This window comes from Chryseobacterium endophyticum, from assembly GCF_056333165.1.
The window spans coordinates 183,751-202,405 of sequence record NZ_JBWGXE010000003.1; the positions used below are offsets into that span (position 1 = coordinate 183,751).

Annotated in this window: 21 protein-coding genes; 6 read left to right on the forward strand and 15 right to left on the reverse strand. The window is 40.6% G+C overall.

Features of this window, described 5'->3' with window-relative positions:
* Positions 1-23 precede the first annotated feature (23 nt).
* A complete protein-coding gene (locus tag AC0N32_RS08940; RefSeq protein WP_476393510.1) occupies positions 24-578 on the forward strand; it encodes a biliverdin-producing heme oxygenase in 555 nt (184 codons plus the stop codon).
* Between the two features lie 183 nt (positions 579-761).
* A complete protein-coding gene (locus tag AC0N32_RS08945; RefSeq protein ID WP_346984417.1) occupies positions 762-1,688 on the forward strand; it encodes a malate dehydrogenase in 927 nt (308 codons plus the stop codon).
* Positions 1,689-1,784: 96 nt separating this feature from the next.
* Here AC0N32_RS08945 and AC0N32_RS08950 read toward each other — a convergent pair whose 3' ends face one another.
* The 6 genes from AC0N32_RS08950 to AC0N32_RS08975 form a co-directional block, all read right to left on the reverse strand.
* Positions 1,785-2,579: a helix-turn-helix domain-containing protein gene (locus AC0N32_RS08950; RefSeq protein ID WP_476393511.1), complete on the reverse strand. Its 795-nt coding sequence runs from the start codon at positions 2,577-2,579 to the stop codon at positions 1,785-1,787.
* A 97-nt stretch (positions 2,580-2,676) separates the two neighbouring features.
* A complete protein-coding gene (locus AC0N32_RS08955) occupies positions 2,677-3,654 on the reverse strand; it encodes an SDR family oxidoreductase (RefSeq protein ID WP_476393512.1) in 978 nt (325 codons plus the stop codon).
* A 178-nt stretch (positions 3,655-3,832) separates the two neighbouring features.
* A complete protein-coding gene (locus AC0N32_RS08960; protein WP_476393513.1) occupies positions 3,833-4,570 on the reverse strand; it encodes an SDR family oxidoreductase in 738 nt (245 codons plus the stop codon).
* A gap of 139 nt (positions 4,571-4,709) precedes the next feature.
* Complete coding sequence (locus AC0N32_RS08965) at positions 4,710-5,294, reverse strand: TetR/AcrR family transcriptional regulator (protein WP_476393514.1); 585 nt, start codon at positions 5,292-5,294, stop codon at positions 4,710-4,712.
* A gap of 90 nt (positions 5,295-5,384) precedes the next feature.
* Positions 5,385-7,100, reverse strand: coding sequence for a S41 family peptidase (locus tag AC0N32_RS08970; protein ID WP_476393515.1), 1,716 nt, complete (start codon positions 7,098-7,100; stop codon positions 5,385-5,387).
* A gap of 136 nt (positions 7,101-7,236) precedes the next feature.
* The gene (locus AC0N32_RS08975; protein ID WP_476393516.1) at positions 7,237-7,782 is read right to left on the reverse strand and encodes an NAD(P)H-dependent oxidoreductase; all 546 of its coding nucleotides are present in this window, start codon (positions 7,780-7,782) and stop codon (positions 7,237-7,239) included.
* Between the two features lie 116 nt (positions 7,783-7,898).
* Between AC0N32_RS08975 and AC0N32_RS08980 the strand changes: the two genes are divergently transcribed.
* On the forward strand, positions 7,899-8,267 hold the full coding sequence (locus AC0N32_RS08980; RefSeq protein WP_476393517.1) for a winged helix-turn-helix transcriptional regulator: 369 nt from the start codon (positions 7,899-7,901) through the stop codon (positions 8,265-8,267).
* 34 nt (positions 8,268-8,301) lie between these two features.
* Here the strand turns inward: AC0N32_RS08980 and AC0N32_RS08985 are convergent, their stop codons facing one another.
* Positions 8,302-8,841 carry a GNAT family N-acetyltransferase gene (locus tag AC0N32_RS08985; protein WP_476393518.1) on the reverse strand — a complete coding sequence of 180 codons (540 nt, stop codon included), beginning with the start codon at positions 8,839-8,841 and terminating at the stop codon, positions 8,302-8,304.
* Between the two features lie 37 nt (positions 8,842-8,878).
* Positions 8,879-9,202, reverse strand: a complete 324-nt coding sequence (locus AC0N32_RS08990; RefSeq protein WP_476393519.1) for a hypothetical protein — start codon at positions 9,200-9,202, stop codon at positions 8,879-8,881.
* Positions 9,203-9,456: 254 nt separating this feature from the next.
* Here AC0N32_RS08990 and pafA point away from each other — a divergent pair, with 254 nt between their 5' ends.
* On the forward strand, positions 9,457-11,103 hold the full coding sequence (gene pafA / locus AC0N32_RS08995) for an alkaline phosphatase PafA (RefSeq protein ID WP_476393520.1): 1,647 nt from the start codon (positions 9,457-9,459) through the stop codon (positions 11,101-11,103).
* 36 nt (positions 11,104-11,139) lie between these two features.
* Here the strand turns inward: pafA and AC0N32_RS09000 are convergent, their stop codons facing one another.
* The 7 genes from AC0N32_RS09000 to AC0N32_RS09030 form a co-directional block, all read right to left on the reverse strand.
* Positions 11,140-11,736, reverse strand: a complete 597-nt coding sequence (locus AC0N32_RS09000; protein WP_476393521.1) for a Crp/Fnr family transcriptional regulator — start codon at positions 11,734-11,736, stop codon at positions 11,140-11,142.
* Positions 11,737-12,763: 1,027 nt separating this feature from the next.
* A complete protein-coding gene (locus tag AC0N32_RS09005; RefSeq protein WP_476393522.1) occupies positions 12,764-13,045 on the reverse strand; it encodes a barstar family protein in 282 nt (93 codons plus the stop codon).
* A 112-nt stretch (positions 13,046-13,157) separates the two neighbouring features.
* Complete coding sequence (locus AC0N32_RS09010; RefSeq protein WP_476393523.1) at positions 13,158-13,679, reverse strand: Zn-dependent protease; 522 nt, start codon at positions 13,677-13,679, stop codon at positions 13,158-13,160.
* Between the two features lie 19 nt (positions 13,680-13,698).
* Positions 13,699-14,202, reverse strand: a complete 504-nt coding sequence (locus tag AC0N32_RS09015; protein ID WP_476393524.1) for a ribonuclease domain-containing protein — start codon at positions 14,200-14,202, stop codon at positions 13,699-13,701.
* 180 nt (positions 14,203-14,382) lie between these two features.
* Positions 14,383-15,171: an NAD(+) synthase gene (nadE, locus tag AC0N32_RS09020; protein ID WP_476393525.1), complete on the reverse strand. Its 789-nt coding sequence runs from the start codon at positions 15,169-15,171 to the stop codon at positions 14,383-14,385.
* Between the two features lie 62 nt (positions 15,172-15,233).
* On the reverse strand, positions 15,234-15,758 hold the full coding sequence (locus AC0N32_RS09025) for a GNAT family N-acetyltransferase (RefSeq protein ID WP_476393526.1): 525 nt from the start codon (positions 15,756-15,758) through the stop codon (positions 15,234-15,236).
* Positions 15,759-15,761: 3 nt separating this feature from the next.
* Complete coding sequence (locus AC0N32_RS09030) at positions 15,762-16,328, reverse strand: leucine-rich repeat domain-containing protein (protein WP_476393527.1); 567 nt, start codon at positions 16,326-16,328, stop codon at positions 15,762-15,764.
* Between the two features lie 119 nt (positions 16,329-16,447).
* Between AC0N32_RS09030 and gldB the strand changes: the two genes are divergently transcribed.
* Complete coding sequence (gene gldB / locus AC0N32_RS09035; RefSeq protein WP_476393528.1) at positions 16,448-17,431, forward strand: gliding motility lipoprotein GldB; 984 nt, start codon at positions 16,448-16,450, stop codon at positions 17,429-17,431.
* Between the two features lie 318 nt (positions 17,432-17,749).
* Entirely contained in the window at positions 17,750-18,652 is a 903-nt protein-coding gene (locus AC0N32_RS09040; protein ID WP_476393529.1) for an ABC transporter ATP-binding protein, read from the forward strand.
* Positions 18,653-18,655: the final 3 nt, after the last annotated feature.

The following is an 18,655-nucleotide window of genomic DNA, read 5'->3' on the forward strand; positions in this document are numbered from 1 at the left end:
TCAAAGGAACTTTTACATCCCTTATGACGGTATCAGAATATCTTAAACAAAATACGGCAGAGTATCATGATGCTGCCGAAAAGCTTTTTAACGCTGGGAAAATCTTCAGCAGAACATTTACACTTGAAGACTATAAAAAAATAATCCATACCAATTATCTGATGCTTTTGCATTCGGAAGATGAAATTTTCAGGAATCTTTCCGGAAAATTCTCCGAAAAACTGCAGCTCAGCGACAGAAAAAAACTCCCCTTGATCGAGAAAGACCTTAAAAGCCTTGCACTGAAAACGAGCGATGCTTCTCACGAACTGGAATTTGCCAACGAAAACGAAGCGTTGGGAGCCATGTATGTCATTGAAGGATCTACCCTAGGCGGAAATGTCATTGCAAAACAGCTGTCCAAAACAGAAGGTTTTGATGCGGTAACTTTTAATTTTTTCGGGTGCTATCATGAAAATACGGGAGCGATGTGGAAAGATTTTAAAGAAGTTCTTGATACGGAGGTCCAGGAACCGCACTATGATGATGTCTTATCAGGAGCAAAAAAATTGTATACTTTCCTGCTGAGCGTTAATTAATCGGCTTTTTTATCCTAAATAACATTTTTAAACATAATTAAATTCCTGAAAGATTGCTCAATTTTTCAGGAATTGTTAAATTTGGGAGCTTCCAAATGCAAGGAAAGCAGCTCATGTAATAAATCAGAAAAGCAGCCGTAAGATTGCGGATGTCAAATTAAATAAACAATAAATAAGTATATTATGAAAGTAACTGTAGTAGGTGCAGGCGCCGTAGGAGCAAGCTGTGCAGAATACATCGCTATGAAAAACTTCTGTTCGGAAGTAGTTTTGGTGGATATCAAAGAAGGATTTGCTGAAGGTAAAGCAATGGATCTGATGCAGACTGCATCCCTTAACGGATTCGATACAAAAATTACCGGAACAACAGGAGATTACAGCAAAACTGCAGGTTCTCATGTAGCGGTTATTACTTCAGGGATTCCAAGAAAACCGGGGATGACCAGAGAAGAACTGATCGGGATCAACGCAGGAATTGTAAAAGACGTTACGGAAAATCTGGTAAAACATTCTCCTGAAGTAATCATCATCGTGGTTTCCAACCCAATGGATACCATGGCTTATCTGGTACACAAAACTTCAGGTCTTCCTAAGCATAAAATCATCGGAATGGGTGGTGCACTGGATTCTGCAAGATTCAAATACAGATTGGCTGAGGCTTTGGAAGCACCAATTTCAGACGTAGACGGAATGGTAATCGCTGCCCACAGTGATACGGGAATGCTTCCTCTACTAAGCAAAGCGACAAGAAACGGGGTTCCTGTAACAGAATTTCTTGATGCCGAGCAGCAAAAATATGTAATCGAAGAAACAAAAGTAGGAGGGGCAACCCTTACCAAATTATTGGGCACTTCTGCCTGGTATGCGCCGGGAGCTGCGGTTTCTGTAATGGTTCAGGCTATTGCTTGCGATCAGAAAAAAATGATCCCTTGTTCTTTAATGCTTGAAGGGGAATACGGGCAAAATGATATCTGTCTTGGGGTTCCTGCGATCATCGGGGCAAACGGGGTAGAAAAAATCGTAAACGTGACCCTTACCGCTGAAGAGCAGTTGAAATTTGCTGAAGCTGCCAACGCAGTAAGAGAAGTGAATGGAGATTTAAAGTTTTAATTGATCAGGCTTTATATATGGAATCCGCGTCCTCAGGGCGCGGATTCTTTTTGTATAGTAGATCCTGTTTTTTCCAATGCCTACAAAATAGTTTCTTCAACCTCGAGCTTTTCCTGCTTCCGAAGGTGAAATTCCAAATTCCTTTTTGAAGGCAAAGGAAAAATGTGAAAAATCCTCAAATCCTACATCAATATAAATATCACCAGGCTTTTTGTGCTCTTTATCAAGGAGAAAATAGGCCTCTTGTAGCCGTTTTTTGATAAGCCATTTTCCGGGTGCCATATTGAAAGCTGTTTTGAAGTCTCTTTTAAAACCGGACAGGCTTCTTCCGGTCATGAAAGCAAAACGCTCCAGGCTGATGTTGAATTTATAATTCTGATTCATAAAATGTTCCAGGTCAATCTTATGCGGAATATTAAAGTTGAAAAAAATATCCTTCAGATGCGGATTGTTCTTTAGCAATATGATTAAAAGCTCTTCACGTTTAATATCGACGAAATCATCATCCAGTTTCTCCGTACCGTTATAATAGGGTTCCAGGGACTGTACGAAATTTTTGATCAGACGGTCTTCTTTAATGAATAAAAACGAATCGTCATTATCGGTTGTTTCTACCGTATACGAATGCCGTTGCAGAAATTTTTTCAGGAAAGCTTCATCAAAAGTTATGATGACCTTTTCAAACTTTCCGTCATCCTTGTATTTGGTGTATCTCACCAGATGGTTCTTACGGGCAATGCAGTAGTCACCGGGATTCATCCTGTAATTTTTGTTGCCGTCATACGAAATCATCGAGCCTTTCAGCAAAAATAAAAAGAAATGCTCCGGAATGAATTGCTCCGGCGATATTTCAGGACCGAGATGACACGACTGCAGGTTGTTGAATTTCATATTAAACATTTAAATAAAAAAAGATTTCAAACCGGGAAGCTTTCATCAGATGACCGGCTTTCCGGTTTTTAAAATCATATATAAAAATAAGGTAAATCTATGAAACGGCCATTAAGCTGTCTGCACTGGCCAGCAAAGCTTCTTCACTGCTTCTGGGATTCCAGTTCAGAATAGTTTTTGCCTTTTCATTGGATATATCTTTATAAAATTCCCGACCGATAGGCTCCAGCTTCTGAATGTGGGCTGTATATTGCGGTCTTTCTCTTTTGAATAATTCGGCAACATCATAAAAACTCATTACCCCCTCTGCAGTGGCAATAAAGCGCTGGCCTGAAGCATCAGGATGAAACATAGCCCTGATATGAATGTCGGCAGCATCCCGTACATCCACAATTCCCATGGTAAAAGTGGGCGTATACTCCATATTTCCGTTCAGGATTCCTGAAACGGCAATATCCAGCGACGCCGAGCTGATTCCGCCCAGTGAAGGACCAAAAATTCCTACAGGATTGATAACTGATAATTCGAGCCCGTTTCCTTCTTTTTCAATAAATTCCCACGCAGCTTTTTCAGCAACGGTTTTTGATTTAATGTAAGCGGGAAGATCTGCATTGAGATCGGTCCAGTCGTCCTCTGTGAAGGTATGCTCTTTCATTGTGTTGCTGTAGCCGACTGCCGCAAACGATGAGGTCAGGACGACTCTTTTTACCTTTGCCTCACGGGAAGCTTTCAGGACGCGCAAAGCACCGTCTCTTGCCGGAATGATCAGCTCATTTTCATCTTCCGGATCCTGTGCCGGAAAAGGAGAAGCCACATGAAGAACATAATCACAGCCTTTTACCGCGTCATTCCAATTGCTGTCGCGGGTAAGGTCCGCTTCAAAAAAAGAAAGATGCGAAAAATCTGAGATCCCTCCTTCTTTCAATGCTTTGATGATGCTATCCTTTTTGGCAAGTGAACGGAGTGTTGTTCTTACTTTATACCCCTGTTGTAATAATTGCAGAACGGTGTGGATTCCCAAAAATCCTGTTCCACCTGTTACCAAAACTGTTGTTTTACTCTGTACGTTTTCCATTGTATTTAAATTTTACCAGACAAAGTTGAGGTTTATTTTAAATTTAAATTTTGTTGTACGGTTCAAATTTTATGTGTTGTCGAGGCCAGCTGAATAAATTACCATTTAAATAAAATCTCCCGCGAAAATCCGCGGGAGAAAAATATATGAAAACCGAACTTCGATCAGGTGAATAATACTAATTGTTAAGGGTCGCAAAAGCACCTTCTGTGGCCGCAAAGAAGTTGTCATACAACAATCCTGTATTTCCTACACGGATTTCATAAACATCCTCCTGAAGCGCTTTTACCAGATCTTTCGCAACATCTGCGGGAGGAATTCCGTTTTCCTTACCGCCAATCTCTACTGAAAAATCAGTGTTTACCAGAGGCGGCATCAATTCGAAAACTTTCACGTTGGTATCTTTTGCCAATTCATATCTCAGCAACTTGGTGTGAGAGTGCAGGGCTGCTTTGGAATCCGAGTATGTCGGAAGATATGCACCAGGAGCAAGTCCCAAAATCGATGAAACATTTACAATCGCGGCTTCATTTTGCTGTTTCAGTAAAGGAAGGAATTTTTCAGATAATCTGACCGGCGCGAAATAGTTGGTCGTAAACTCGGAAACTGCTTTACTGTAGGCATCTCCGTCTTTAGAAACATTGTAAACATAGGCGTTTCCGGCATTGTTGATGAGAATATGAAGAGCTCCGAAATTTACTTTTACTTCTTCTACCAGCCGGTCGATGTCTTTTTCATCTGTAATATCGGCCTGAATAGAATAGACGTTGTCCAGACCTTTGGCAGCAGCTTCCAATTTTTCTTTGGTTCTTCCGACAATAATAATGGTATTTTGCGGGCTTAATGCTTTTGCAATTTCTAATCCGATCCCTGAACCACCTCCGGTGATTAAAATGGTGTTGTTTGTAACGTTCATAATAATTTGGTTTTGTTTATTATATTTGATTTATAAATTGTACTGATTGGTACAAAATTGGTAAAAAAAATTTTGAAAATTTATTAATTATTTTAGTAAATGATAAGATATCAACATCAGCTTTCCGTCTTCTACTGCATTATTCTAAAAATCTCAGATTCATTTCGATCATTGATCGCAGGACTTCCGGTGAATTTTCCATGCGTCTTGTCACATGAATACCATTCCATAGATTGGTAAGATGCCACGCTAAAGTTTCAGCATCATCTTTTGTCTTGAGCTGGCCGCTTTCTTGTGCTTTTCTGATCACAGCGGAAAAAATGGTCTGGAGATTTCTAAGCAACCCTGCTGTAATTTTTTTGATCTCTTCGTCTTTTTCAGATAATTGCACCAATGCATTCCCAAGATAGCATCCTCTCTCAATATCACAATCGTTCGCATCGGCCAATACCATGAAAAACTGCCTGATGAATTGAATCTGGTCCTCTGAATTTTCAAGCGCGAAAACGATTTTTTTATTAAATTCTTCAGCAAATTGCCTGATCGAGCGAAGATACAGTTCCTGTTTTCCTCCTTTGAAAGCAAGATAAAAACTGCCTTTGCCGATTCCCATGGCATTGAGCAATTCATCTGCAGAAGCAGTATCGTAGCCTTTGTCTCTAAAGACTTCCGTCGCTTTTAAAATCGCTTTCTGTTCGTCGAATATTTTGGGTCTCCCTGCCATGTTCTTATTTTTATTGAGACAAAGGTATTAATTGTACCGTTCAGTACAAAATTAATTTTCAAATATCTTTTATAGTTTTTGTCGATAAAATTATTTAATGGAATTCAGCACCCTTTCAAATTCGAGATCACGACCGTCAAGAATATCCCGGTCGGTATATTTGATCAGCTCTTTGATTCTTATTCCGATTTTCTGGGTCTGTGTATTATCGGGATAAAAGATTCCATTTCCTGTAAATTGTAAAACGTAATCTCCCGGAAGATTAATTTTAACCAAATCTCCGTCTGCACCTGAGGTCTGCTGGCCAATCGTGATAGATTTCGGAAAAATTTTCTGAAGGCTCATCGAATACCATTCGCTTGCACTTCGGGTCTCGGGATTCACCAGGATGAAGACTTTCCCAAGATAAGGATGCATGGTTTTATCTTTAATTTCGGGATAATTCTGCTTTTTGGGATCCACCAGATAATAAGTGCCTATATTTTTTAGATCAGGTCCATAATACTTGTGAAAATAATTTTCTACCGGAGAGAAGTATTTGTAAACATAGTGGAAGATGAAACCTCCCCAATCCGGATACTCACGCATGTCAAAGACAATAGCCTTTTTATGGGAGGCATCTTGCAAAATACTGTCCATTTTAAGATCCATTTTGTCATCATCAACATTATTAATAAAATCCAGGGTTTGGTCAATCCTAAAATACGCAATGTCTTTGTTGATCAGGTGGTGATTGCTTTTTTTGCGGTTTTTGTTGTTGATATAATCGGAAATAATGGAAACCTGCGCTTTGTTAGTGGCATTGATAAACGGAATCTCCGTTGAAAATTTCCCGGAATCCGACTGTACGGTGAGTTTTTTTGTAGGCAGTTTATCCGGCCACATTAAATTGTATTCATAGATTGAGAGAACGTACAGCAGTTTTTGATGATTGGACACTGAAATCAAATTACTTTTTTCCTTAATGATTTGATCAATTCTTTTTCCGTTAATTTCCGTTATTTTATCACCTACCTGGATGTGAGCCTGGTTGCAGATCTCAGGGAAGATCTGATGCGTCACCAACAGGTGATTGTCTACAATTTCAAAATCAAATGGGGCATAATACGAAAGGTTAAACAGTATCTCGTTTTTGTAATTCAGCTGACTGTAAAAGTTGAGGGCGTGACTATCCTGAAACTGTGATACCGCTTTAGCTAAGACCGCCTCAAAATCTTTCCGGGTTGTTGATTTTACAGCTTCGTCGAGCAAAATATTAAAATATGAATCAAAATTTTTATCCATTAAATATTTGTGTGGAAACAGGTAATCGATAATGCCCTGTATTTTTGCCATAGCCAGCAATCTGTATTTCAGCGGAAGATTTTCCTCTTTTGGAAACACATATTTTTTCTCATCATTTACTGATTTTCCTTCCGGCAATAATCCGTAATCGAAGCGGTATTGGTAGATGTTGTTGAGCAGGGTTTTGTTTTCCGGACTGATCTTTTTATTTTTCCGGAACCAGTCGAAATTTTGATTGACAGAGAGTACATCTTTCTGAGTGTCAACAATCGGTGCTGAGGAAAAACGGTCATCCAGGTTCTGCGTCAACAGTTTGATGATTTCGTTGAAACTTTCTTTTTCATGTACTTTCTCAACATTCATAAGAAATATACTGTCGGCATCCATTTTTCTGCCGGCCAGATCGGGATGGTAATATTTGATGAAATTCCATGTCTTGATAAAGTCCGCATATTGGTTTTTCTGGGCGAAAATAGTTTGCTGAATTGTCAGAAATAGGATAAAAAGTATGGTTTTTTTCATGATAATAAGTAGATTATAAATATATAATATAAATTTCAATTAAAAATATTTATATCATTAGCCGGTGTATGGTTTTAATTATCATCATGCTGAAGCCCTATCGGCAAAGCTTTCTTTCAAATTATGGACGTACGAATCATTCAAAAGAATCCAGCAGGTTGATGAGTCTTTTCGCCTGTGCTCTTGCTTTTTCTCTTACATCTTCTGCTGTGTAGCCTGCATTGACTGAAGTTCCGTGAAAGTAAAAAGGGTCCACAAAATTCATTTGTGTATAATATGCGGTCTGTTCCAGATTCCTGCAGAACTCATGTATTCTGAAGTGATGTTCTCCCAAAGCATGATATTCGCTTTCGGGGGCTCCCACCGTAAAACTGGGAATGAAGTTTTTACCTTTCAGCTTGTCTCCCTTAGAACCGTAAGCAAACTGGTATTCCAAGACCATGTCAAACCACTGTTTTAATATAGCGGGCATATTGTACCAGTAAAGAGGGTATTGAAAAACAATGTGGTCATGATTCAGAAGAGCTTCCTGCTCTGCTCTGATGTCAATCTGATAATCCGGATAGAGCTGTGCAAGGTTCCGGATTTCAACCTGGAGATGACTTTGCTGCAGTTCTTCAATGATGGTTTTGTTTGCTAGGGATTGTGCGATATTCGGATGTCCGAGAATAATGAGTGCCATATTTTGATTTTGTAGATTGAATTTTAATTTGTTTTAACTATAAAATTGATAGTTGTAAAATTAGCCTCCTGCACTTACATTTGCAATAACTATCCAATCTGATAGTCGTGAATAACATGAAAAAAGAATGCATTGGCAATTATATTAAAGTAGGAGAAAAGAAGTATCCATGCTCCGTAAGCCTGGCCATGGATCTGGTAGGAGGAAAATGGAAAACCGTGATTTTATACCATCTGAAAGACCGTGAGAAAAGGTACGGCGAGCTTAGAAAAGATTTATTTTCAGTAACGGAAATGACGCTGAGCCTTCAATTGAAACAGCTGGAAAAAGACGGACTTGTCAACCGGGAAGTTTTCGGGACAAAGCCTCCGGTAAAGGTGGTATATTCGCTGACTGATTTAGGGAGGACATGCATTCCCATGCTGGAAGCCATTACCGCGTGGGGAAATCAGATCGCCGAAAAGAAAGGCGAGTTTATCGACTAATTGCAGTTAAAACAAAGGTTTATCACTTAAAAAATCACCTCATCAGGTCAAAACTCATGAATAAAGCAGTCTCAGCAGAATCATTGTACAGTTTGGTATTGATTCCGGTGATGGCAAATCCTGCGTCCCGGTAAAACTGAACAGCCCGATAATTGGTATTCTGGGTTTCCAGTTCTACGATTCTGCACTGAAGCTCGCGGGCTTCACGGTTCACCGCTTTGATGAGCAGCCTGCCGATGCTCTGTCCCCTGAAGGCTTCATGAATCAGAAGGCTTTCAATAAAAAGGCTGTTGTTGCAGGATCTCAGGTCGCAAATGATCCATCCTATAAGTTCATCATCCTTATACGCCCCGAAAGAATGCCCCTGGCTGACAACAGATTTCAACCGGATCATATCATCTGTATCCATACGCCAGGTTTTGGCATACGGTTGTCTCTTTTCCCTTAAACTGAATTCAAAAGTACTGCCGGCATCAATCGCAGACACCACAAATATTTTATCGGTTGTATAACCATTGTGTCCCCATTCCGCTGCAGGATGGTCGGGAAGTCTTTCAAGTTTTCTGATTTCCATTACGATATCAAATACAGTTTAAGTCTTATGAATAGGCTTACCTTGCCTGCCTGGTGCTGAACATGTTGCCGCCTGTCGTATACAGTACGATCTGCAAGATAATCAGCATGGAGATGACGGCCACCCGGATCATCGCGTTTTCTGCAAAGCGGTTTCTGATGGCTTCCATATAATTGATCTTTTCAAGCGTGAACTGCTTAAGGCTGGGAACATCCGTAAAACTGTTGACCTTCTGGATCTCAGACTCGATCTCGGCTTCATTGAGGGTTGTAGCCACATTGATCAGGTTGATGTTGCTGACAAAAAGCCATGCGAATAAAAGAATAGAAACGAATAAAAGAATAGGTCGGAGAAGCTTCATTTTTTTGTGTGTTAATAGGGATTTGAATTTGTCTCAAATGTAATTATTTTGAACCAGATTCTATACAAATAATATACCTTAAAGCCTTTTAAAGTAAAATGATATCATATTTCCCCTCTATTTTCAGCAAGAGTATTGCAGAAGAGGATGCCTTGAAAAATCATATTTAAATAGCATCACTGAGAAATTTAAATAAAATTTCACATACCAAAAATTCAAAACCCGTAAATTTGTCCTCAATAAAATGTTACTGGATGCTTAGGAAAATTTCGATTGCAGCGGCAGCAATGCTGTCCGTGATGACGATCAACGCGCAGAAGATTAAAAATTCCCAACTGGAAAGACCGAAACTTGTCGTAGGGCTGGTGGTAGACCAGATGAGATGGGATTATTTGTACCGTTTTTACAACAAATATGGCAACGACGGTTTTAAGAGATTAATCAATACAGGATATTCTCTCAACAATGTTCATATTCCGTACGTGCCTACGGTGACGGCACTGGGCCACACCTGCATCTATACCGGATCGGTTCCGGCCATTCACGGGATTGCAGGAAATGACTGGACAGACAAGGAAACCGGCAAAAATGTATACTGTACCACCGATGAATCTGTAAAACCGGTAGGAACAGCCAACGCAAAAGCCGGAAGCCATTCGCCGAAAAACCTCTGGTCTACAACCATTACAGACGAACTTAGAATGGCTACCAATTTCCAGGGAAAGGTCATCGGGGTGTCGCTTAAAGACAGGGCTTCCATTTTACCGGCAGGACATACGCCGAACGGAGCTTTCTGGTTTGATGATTCCACCGGGGATTTCATTACCAGCAGTTGGTACATGAATGAGCTTCCGCAGTGGGTAAAAGCTTTTAATGCACGGAAAATGCCGGATAAGCTGGTCGCCAACGGCTGGAATACTTTGCTGCCCATCAGCCAGTACACGGAAAGCTCGCCCGACAATTCAGCATGGGAAGGACTTCTTGGAAGCGCGAAAACTCCTGTTTTCCCTTACAGTAATTTAGCCGCCGATTATAAAGATAAAAAAGACAATATTCGCTATACCCCTTTTGGGAACACGCTTACCCTGAAGCTGGCCGAAGCGGCTGTAGAAGGGGAGAAACTCGGAGGCGACGATGTCGTGGATATGCTCGCCATCAACCTGGCTTCAACCGATTATGCAGGCCATAAATTCGGGCCCAACTCTATTGAGGTGGAAGATGTATACCTGAGACTGGACCAGGATCTTGCCGGGTTTTTTAATTATTTAGATACTAAAGTAGGTAAAGGGCAGTATACGGTTTTCCTTTCCGCGGACCATGGAGGAGCGCATTCCGTAGGCTTCTTACAGGAGCATAAGATCACCACCGGATTCTTCGGAGACGGCATGGAAAAAAATATGAATGAGAAGCTGAAAGAGAAATTCGGGGTCGATAAACTGATCAACGCCATTGATAATTACCAGATCTATTTTGACAGGAAGCTTCTGAAAGAGCACAAACTTGACCTGGACGCCGTGAGAGATTTTACCGTTCAGGAAATCGAAAATGATCCAAACGACCTGTATGCGGTCTCAGTAACCAAGGTGCAGGAATCTACCATTCCGGAGCCTATCAAACAGAGAATCATCAACGGGATCAACAGGCAGAGAAGCGGGGACATTCAGCTGATTTCTCATGACTCGATGTTGCCGCCTTATTCAAAAACAGGAACCACACACAGCGTGTGGAATTCATATGATTCACACATTCCGCTGATCTTTATGGGATGGGGAATTCAGCACGGTGAAAGCAGCAAAGCGTATTATATGACGGATATCGCACCTACGGTAGCTTCTCTTTTGAGAATACAGTTTCCAAGCGGAAATGTAGGGAATCCTATTTCGGAAGCGATCGGAAAATAACTTTTAAACCTTAACAGCGATGTTAAGGTTTTTTATTTATACAAAGATCTTGGTGCCGTCGATCCGAAGCATGTTTTGCTTTTCCATCTTTTTGATGGTCCGGATTACGGTTTCTATCCGCATACCTGTGATCGAGGCGAGCTGCTGCCGGGTGTAAGGAACATGGAAGGAAAACTTATCGTTAAAACCGAAATGGCTCTTCACATGATTAAGGATGAGATTTAATTTCGTTACCGGATCCTGAAAAGAGAATGGGGCAGAGGTGATGTGCTTATAGCGCATACGATCTGCGGTATAAGAATACAGATTGAAGATCAATTGCGGCTTTTTTAGAAGAAGTTCGATAAGCTTATTTTTTTCAAGTTTTATAATTTCACAATCGCCGACAGCGATTGCATTTACTGCATATTTCTTATTGCTGAAAAGATAGCTTTCGGCTAGGCAATGACCATCGACAGGCATCGAATGGATAAACTCTTTGCCGTCTTCCAGGAAACTGCTTATTTTTACCATGCCGGTTTTTATCTGCAAATAATACTTCGGAGTACTCTCTTCTTCAAAGATATACTCACCGGAATTGTAGTTTTGTTGCTCAGCACCATGGGAAAACAAGAGGTTTTCACATATGATCATAATCTAACTGTTATTTATTTCAGATAAAATTAACAAATAAACATATTGATTAAAAATTTATTAATACCACATACATGCCTTATACAGGGAGATACGGAGGATAACTCCACTATTTTGATCTGATTTTTGAGGTTTTGCTCAAAGACATGAAGTCATCGGGAAAGATTTCATGAAAAACACCCATCCTATCCAACGTAAAAAAGTAGACCTGGAATAGTTTTTCTGTGGCAAAGCAGCCTGAAAATTGCCGGTAACAAATCAAAGTACTCAACGAAGATCCTGTAGCAGGGGTGTTTTCATAGACGCTCCTTCGCAGGCTGGAACGATAGCAGATGCTTCTGATCACTGCTGTCCTGGTCAAGCCACTGACTGTTGCAAGAACAAGAGGATTGCATCGGTGCATGCATGAGGTTCGCAAGGAAGCTTGTAAGGGTATTGCAAGGAGGCTTGCAAGAGGTTTGCAAGGGCGCATGCAATCGCCTTGTGGTAAACAGACCTATCTGTACTGAAGTTATATCGTCAATATTAAAGTATAGATGAGCGCAGAAGATTCCATTATGAGGAATGGGAATTTTCATCAAGTGTGTTGACTCCGGTTTGGCAAATCTTTTCCGGTAGGAGTTTTTTTTGTGGGGTGTAGTTGCTTCGAGTGTGGAAGCGTAATAAAAACCACCCCGTCAAAAATTCTCTGAATTTTTGACGGGGTGGTTTAAAGATTCCTGGACGGGCGGCTACGAGTCATTTCCATTATTGGGGAGCGCAGGGTGTAAGATTTTTTTAGGATTGGAGAATATAATTAATGGAATTAAAGCACCCTGGCTTGTCAACACCATGTTGATCATACGATCAATGGTACGTTGACAGTACTGTCAATGATGTCTTGACCGCCCGATTGCGGATGTGTTGACCGTACGCATGAGATGGATATGGCAACCCAAAAGCCCCCGTAAGAAAAGAGTGGAATTTAGAAAGTCCGCTTTATCCAATAAAAAAGGTGGCTCCTGTACTTGGGCCACCTTTATGATATTTACTCTTCGTACTGTTCGAGGAAGTAGGTAAAGGTAAATCCTTCTGTTTCATCCTCTGCATCCTCAAGGGTCGTCAGCAGGTCCTCAAAAGTTTCGAGCTGATCGACCGTCATGTTTACAAATTCAAGGTGAAGGGGCATTTCGAGGCCTCCGGTGATCACATCCGACAGGGCGTCCAGGTTGTCACCGAAATGTTCGGGAAGGGTTACTTTTTCCTTTAGCTGTGCATAGAAGTCTTCGTAATCTCCTATGTCTGTAAAATCGATATATATTGTTTTCATATTGAACTGAATTTCCAGTTATTATTCATTAGGACCTGTTTGCATTTTTTGCAAAAGCCCGTTTCTTCATTGGTGGGATTTTTACCTTCTGCGCTCCTCATAAAGCATGTTCTCATGGGACAATGTTTAAGACCTGCGTATGGCCGAGTTCATGGACTGCAACTTTAAAGAACTGTTCATCAAGGTTTTCATCATCTAATCTGAAACTTGAAGCGATGCAGGCATTTCCGGGCCTGAACCCTAAACCCATGATTCCAAAATCTTTTACCTTGCCTTTCGTGGCACTGATGTCCTTTGAATTCAGCCCGATCATAACAAACCCTTCTTTTGTATTCTTACCTAAAAAAGAGATCAGGGAATCTGCCCGGTAGCGGTTTCTGGGACTGTAATATGTATTTTCCGGAAAATCAACAGGCTCCAGGATCTTTACATTCGGGTATATTTTTCCAATCTCTTTGGCGACAAATTCGACTCTTTCAGATTTTATCCCTTTGAAAGGCTGAATCAGGATGGTCACTGCTTCTTTTCCCGTGGCAGACTTCTCCGGTTTTTCCGAACAGTACATTAAAGCAGACAAGAATAATACGGATATCAAAAGATGACTGGCTTTAAAGCTTTTTGCTGCCAGTCTCACGATTTTCCGTATTAGAGGATTACTGTTTTTCAAAGCTCTTATAATGATCCTTGGTAAGGTAGACTTCTCCGTTTTCCGTGTATACGATGCGGTCGCCGTTTCGGTTGCCGCAATGATAATTAACGTCCGCCTCTAAGTAAGACTGCCCTTCGGGTAGTACTTTTTCACGGTTGCCAAACCGGTCTCCGCCAATAGCTTTTCCGGGAAGTACTTCACAAAGATTTCCTTTTGAGGGATCCCAGCCCAGTTTCCTGGCTTCACTTTTAGTGATATAGTAATCGGGAAGTTTGTGGTTCTGTTTTACAAAACGGATCACGGTTTTTTCTTCCGTAAGCTGATCGATAGATTGCTGCTGTGCTGAAGGTTTTTCTCCCTGCAAAGGATTAACACTGCTGTATTCAACAACAGGTTTTGCATCGCTCGCTATCTTATCGGCCACGAAATGATTATAGATATACATCACAGACATCCCGAAAAGAAGCCCCAGGCAGATGAAAAACAGCGGTCTTGTTTTATTATTCATAATTTTAATGTATCAATGTATTAATGTAACAGTGTAACAATTTTTTTAAATATATCAATTATCAATTATCAATTATCAATTATCAATTATCAATTATCAATTATCAATATTTAAATAATTAACCCATTGCTAGACTGTTATATTAATAAATTGCTACACTGATAAATTGATGTAATCAATTTATCTCCATTGTTCCTGGATATCGCAGATCGGGATGGGAACCATTTTATGTTTTGCGGCTTTATGCATTCTGTCGAAGATCATGAATACTTCTTTGTCCCGGCCTTCATAATCTTCAGCGGCTTTTGTTCCGTATTCTTTCTGTATTTTTTCCAGTTCGGGATAGGTGGCACCGATCTGGTCTTCGTCGGTTCTCTCGGCGTCCCAGAGTCCGTCGGTAGGGATGGCATTCTGAATACTTTCGATGAGGTTCAATGCTCTTGCCAGTTCATAGACTTCTGTTTTGTACAGGTCGGCGATAGGGGACACGTCGACACCGCCGTCCCCGTATTTGGTGTAAAAGCCTATTCCGAAATCTTCCACTTTATTTCCGGTGCCGCACACCAGTAATCCGTGAAGCTGTCCAAAGTAATATAGCGTAAGCATTCTGAATCGGGATCTTGTATTCGCCAGCGCCAGGTTGTTGCTCCATCTGCCTTCAACATGATCGTGTACGGTTTCTTCGAAGCTTTCAAAGACAGGCGTCAGGTTGGTGGTTTTGGTCTGCACATTCGGAAATTTCTTTTTCAGATCTTCCATGTGATCCTGTGCGCGGCTTACCTGGTCTTCTTTCTGGCGGATCGGCATTTCAATGAGGAGCACCTCAAGGCCGGTCATGGCGCAGAGAGTAGAAACCACCCCGGAATCTACACCGCCCGATACCCCGATCACATAGCCTTTTACATTGGCCTTTTCGGCATAATCTTTCAGCCAGCTTACAATACGGTCTATTACTTTCTGTGTCTGCATTGTTTATATTTTTATATAGGTTTAAATAAGAATGTTCAAAATTAAAGGTTTTGCGAAGATTATTAAAGATAATTTTCACGATTCAGTTCATACCAGAAGCAGATTCCGTCGGGTTCCGTGAATGTTTCCGTTTTTCTGAACCCGAGCTTCCTCAGGATCTGGTTCGAGGCCAGGTTCCCGGAATGAGCATGCGCGTAGATGATATCAATTTTCAAACCATTGAAGCCAAAATCCAGGGAAGCCTTTGCAGATTCTGAAGCATATCCTTTTCCCCAGTATTCGGGCAGAAAACGATAGCCAAGGTCATAAACATTGTTGTAGCCGTTTATTTCCTGGGTAAGCAGTTTCAGTCCGCTCCATCCGATGAGGAGATTGCTTTCTTTTTCGATCACGGCAAGTCTGCCGATGCCATTTTCAGCGTATTGTTGCCGGATCATCCTGATTGCGTTTTGGGACTCGCTGATGTCTGAAAGAGTGGGCACTCCGATGTATTTCATGACTTCAGGATTCGAATCCATAAGAAACATGCGTTCGGCATCGCTTTCTTCAAATTTTCTGAGAATGAGTCTTTCGGTTTCCAGATGCATAATTTATTCTTGATGAAGTCCAAATATGGTTATATCCTTTGGCCCTTTCCTGATGTCTGCTTCCTTCAGCGGATTTTGCTTAATGTTCAGAGTCTGCAGGTTTGGGTTTTGGGAGATGTCCAGCTTTTGGATCTGATTATGTTCGAGGTTAAGATGTTTAAGGTTTTTAAGACCGCTTATGTCAATCGCCTTAATTTTATTTAAAGATACGGTTAATTGATTAATAGACGGAAGTGAAGCGAATGAAATATTTTCTATACTGTTCTTGTCGAGGTACAGGGACGTCAGGTTTTTGAGATTGCCGGCACTGAAGGTTAGTATTTTGCATTCCGTGCAGGAGAACAGCTGAAGACGGTCCATGTTTTTGAGAGAAATCTTTGGTATGGCATTGCCGTCCAGGACGACCATTCTGGCGTTTTTAAAATGGTTGAGATCTTCGGTGGAAGTTATTCCTTTAGAAACGAGAAAAAGATTTTCAATATGTCCGGCTTCCTCCTGCGTGATCATTCCATCTTTGTTTAGGTCAAAATTTTCCATGACCGCTTTTTCCAGTTTTTTATCTTTAAACATAATTTTTTGGGCGTGCAGTAAAGAGAATATTGAAATGAAGAGAAAGAAGGATATTATTTTAATTTTCATCATTGATTGTGTTTAAATGATTATTTTTGTACTTAATTTCCTGTAAAAATATGAAGATTTTCAGAATTACCGCACTTTCATTAGTGATGGTTTTAAATTTGGTTTCATGTAAGAAAGAAGCTGAGAATAAATGGAAGGTTGAAGTGAAAAATCCTGCCGAGAAAGTAATCATTACCGATATTTCCGGTAAGTTCTATGATCAGAATGTTCCTTTGGAGCAGTTCAAATCAGAATTTCCGTGGTTTCAGGGAACCGTAAGTGATGCGGACTTTTCTAAGCGCAGGGCAGATAGAGAAGAAGTCAAGCTCTATAAGGAGGCCATCGCTAAAATAGACGGGAAAAAGCTGCAAGCCGATCTTCAGGATCTTTTTTCTCATATCAAGTTTTACTTTCCGGCATTCAAATCGCCTAAAGTTTATCTTTTTTCATCCGCCTTACAGATGCTTCAGGATCCTATCTTCTACGATGCAAAAGGAAATCAGCTGTTCATAGACGTAACCGGTTTTATGGGAGATGGAAATCCCAATTATAAAGGGCTGGAAATGTATTTTCAGAAATCGATGAATCCCAATAATATTGTACCGAAAGTGGCGCAGCTCTTTGCCGAAGGTTTTGTAAAAGAATCTCCCGACCATCAGAAATTTATTGATATGATGATTCTTAACGGTAAGATCATGATCCTAAAAGACGCCTTTTTGCCGACGTATCCGGAATATCTGAAAATGAACTACACGCAGAAGCAATATGAATGGGCGGTAGCCAATGAGGCGAACATCTGGAATTATTTTGTAGAGAACAACCTGATCTTTGGTGATGACCATCGTCTTGAAGACCGTTTCATCGCGCCTGGACCATTCTCCAAGTTTTATACGGAGATCGATAACGAATCTTCACCGCAGATCGGTATTTTCACAGGCTGGCAGATCTGCAAAGCATATTTGAAAGAAAAACCGGATACCAAACTTCAGGATTTCCTGAAAATGGATGCCACGGTAATTTTCAACCAGTCAGGGTACAAACCGAAATTGCAATAAGAGCCTTTTTAATTCTAAATATATGTTTGATAGTAAGAATTTAGTGTTAATTTCTTATTTTTTTTTATCGCTTAATAAGCTGAATAAATTAATGTTAAGAATAGACTTCGTTTATTTGGATGAAGCACATTAAGTACAAGTCCATAAAAATCATGAAATAAAAATTTAGAACAGGATTAGATTAAAAGCTTTAAATTCAAATACCTCAACCTTCAGCATTGCCTGAAGGTTTTTTTTGTTAGTCTTATGTTAATTTTACTACTTTGTATTGCATATTACTATTTAATTTATATATTTGTGGTATATAAATGATAACCTATGGAAAATGTAATACAGATTCAGAACCTCAGTTTTGAATTTTCCAAGAACAAACCCGTTTTAAAAGACATCAATCTTTCGGTTCCCAAGGGAAGTATTTTCGGGTTTCTGGGAGCCAACGGAGCCGGTAAATCCACCACCATGAAAATGCTGATCGGAAGCATTCCCGATGAGCAGCATGCCATCCGCATCTTTAACGAAAGGCTGGATGTGCTTTATCCCGACGGCTTTAATAAAATCGGAAGCCTTATTGATACGGCAGCTTTTTATGACCACCTTTCGGGCTGGGACAACCTGCTTGTCATTTCCAGGCTAAGAAACCTTCCGATTTCAGAATGTGAAAGGGTACTGCATCTTGTTGGCCTTTGGGACAGCCGGAATATGAAGATGAAAAGGTATTCGCTGGGGATGAAGCAGCGGTTGGCCATCGCCATTACTTTGCTCGGAAAACCCGATCTCCTGATCCTGGATGAACCGGTAAACGGGCTCGATCCCAACGGAATGCTGGAAATCCGCGAACTGCTCATTAAGCTGAATAAAGAGGAAGGCGTTACTATTTTTATCTCCAGCCATCTTCTTCAGGAAATTGAAAAAATGATTACGCATCTGGCCATCATTTCTCATGGTGAAATCCGGTTTGCCGGCAGTATTAAAGACCTTAATGAAATGTACCGCTACAATCGTATCCGGATCGGACTGAATCATGCCGAAACTTTCATTCACGAAATCCCCGGAAATTATTCCCCGAAATTGCTGGACGAAGCGGGTATTGAGGTTACAGCCGAATCCAGGGAAGATATTACCGCTCTTATTAAAAAGCTGGTGCTGAAGGATGCGGAAATTTTTGAAATTAAGAACAGCGCAGGCCTGGAAGAATGGTTCATGGAAATCACTAAAAACTAAAAC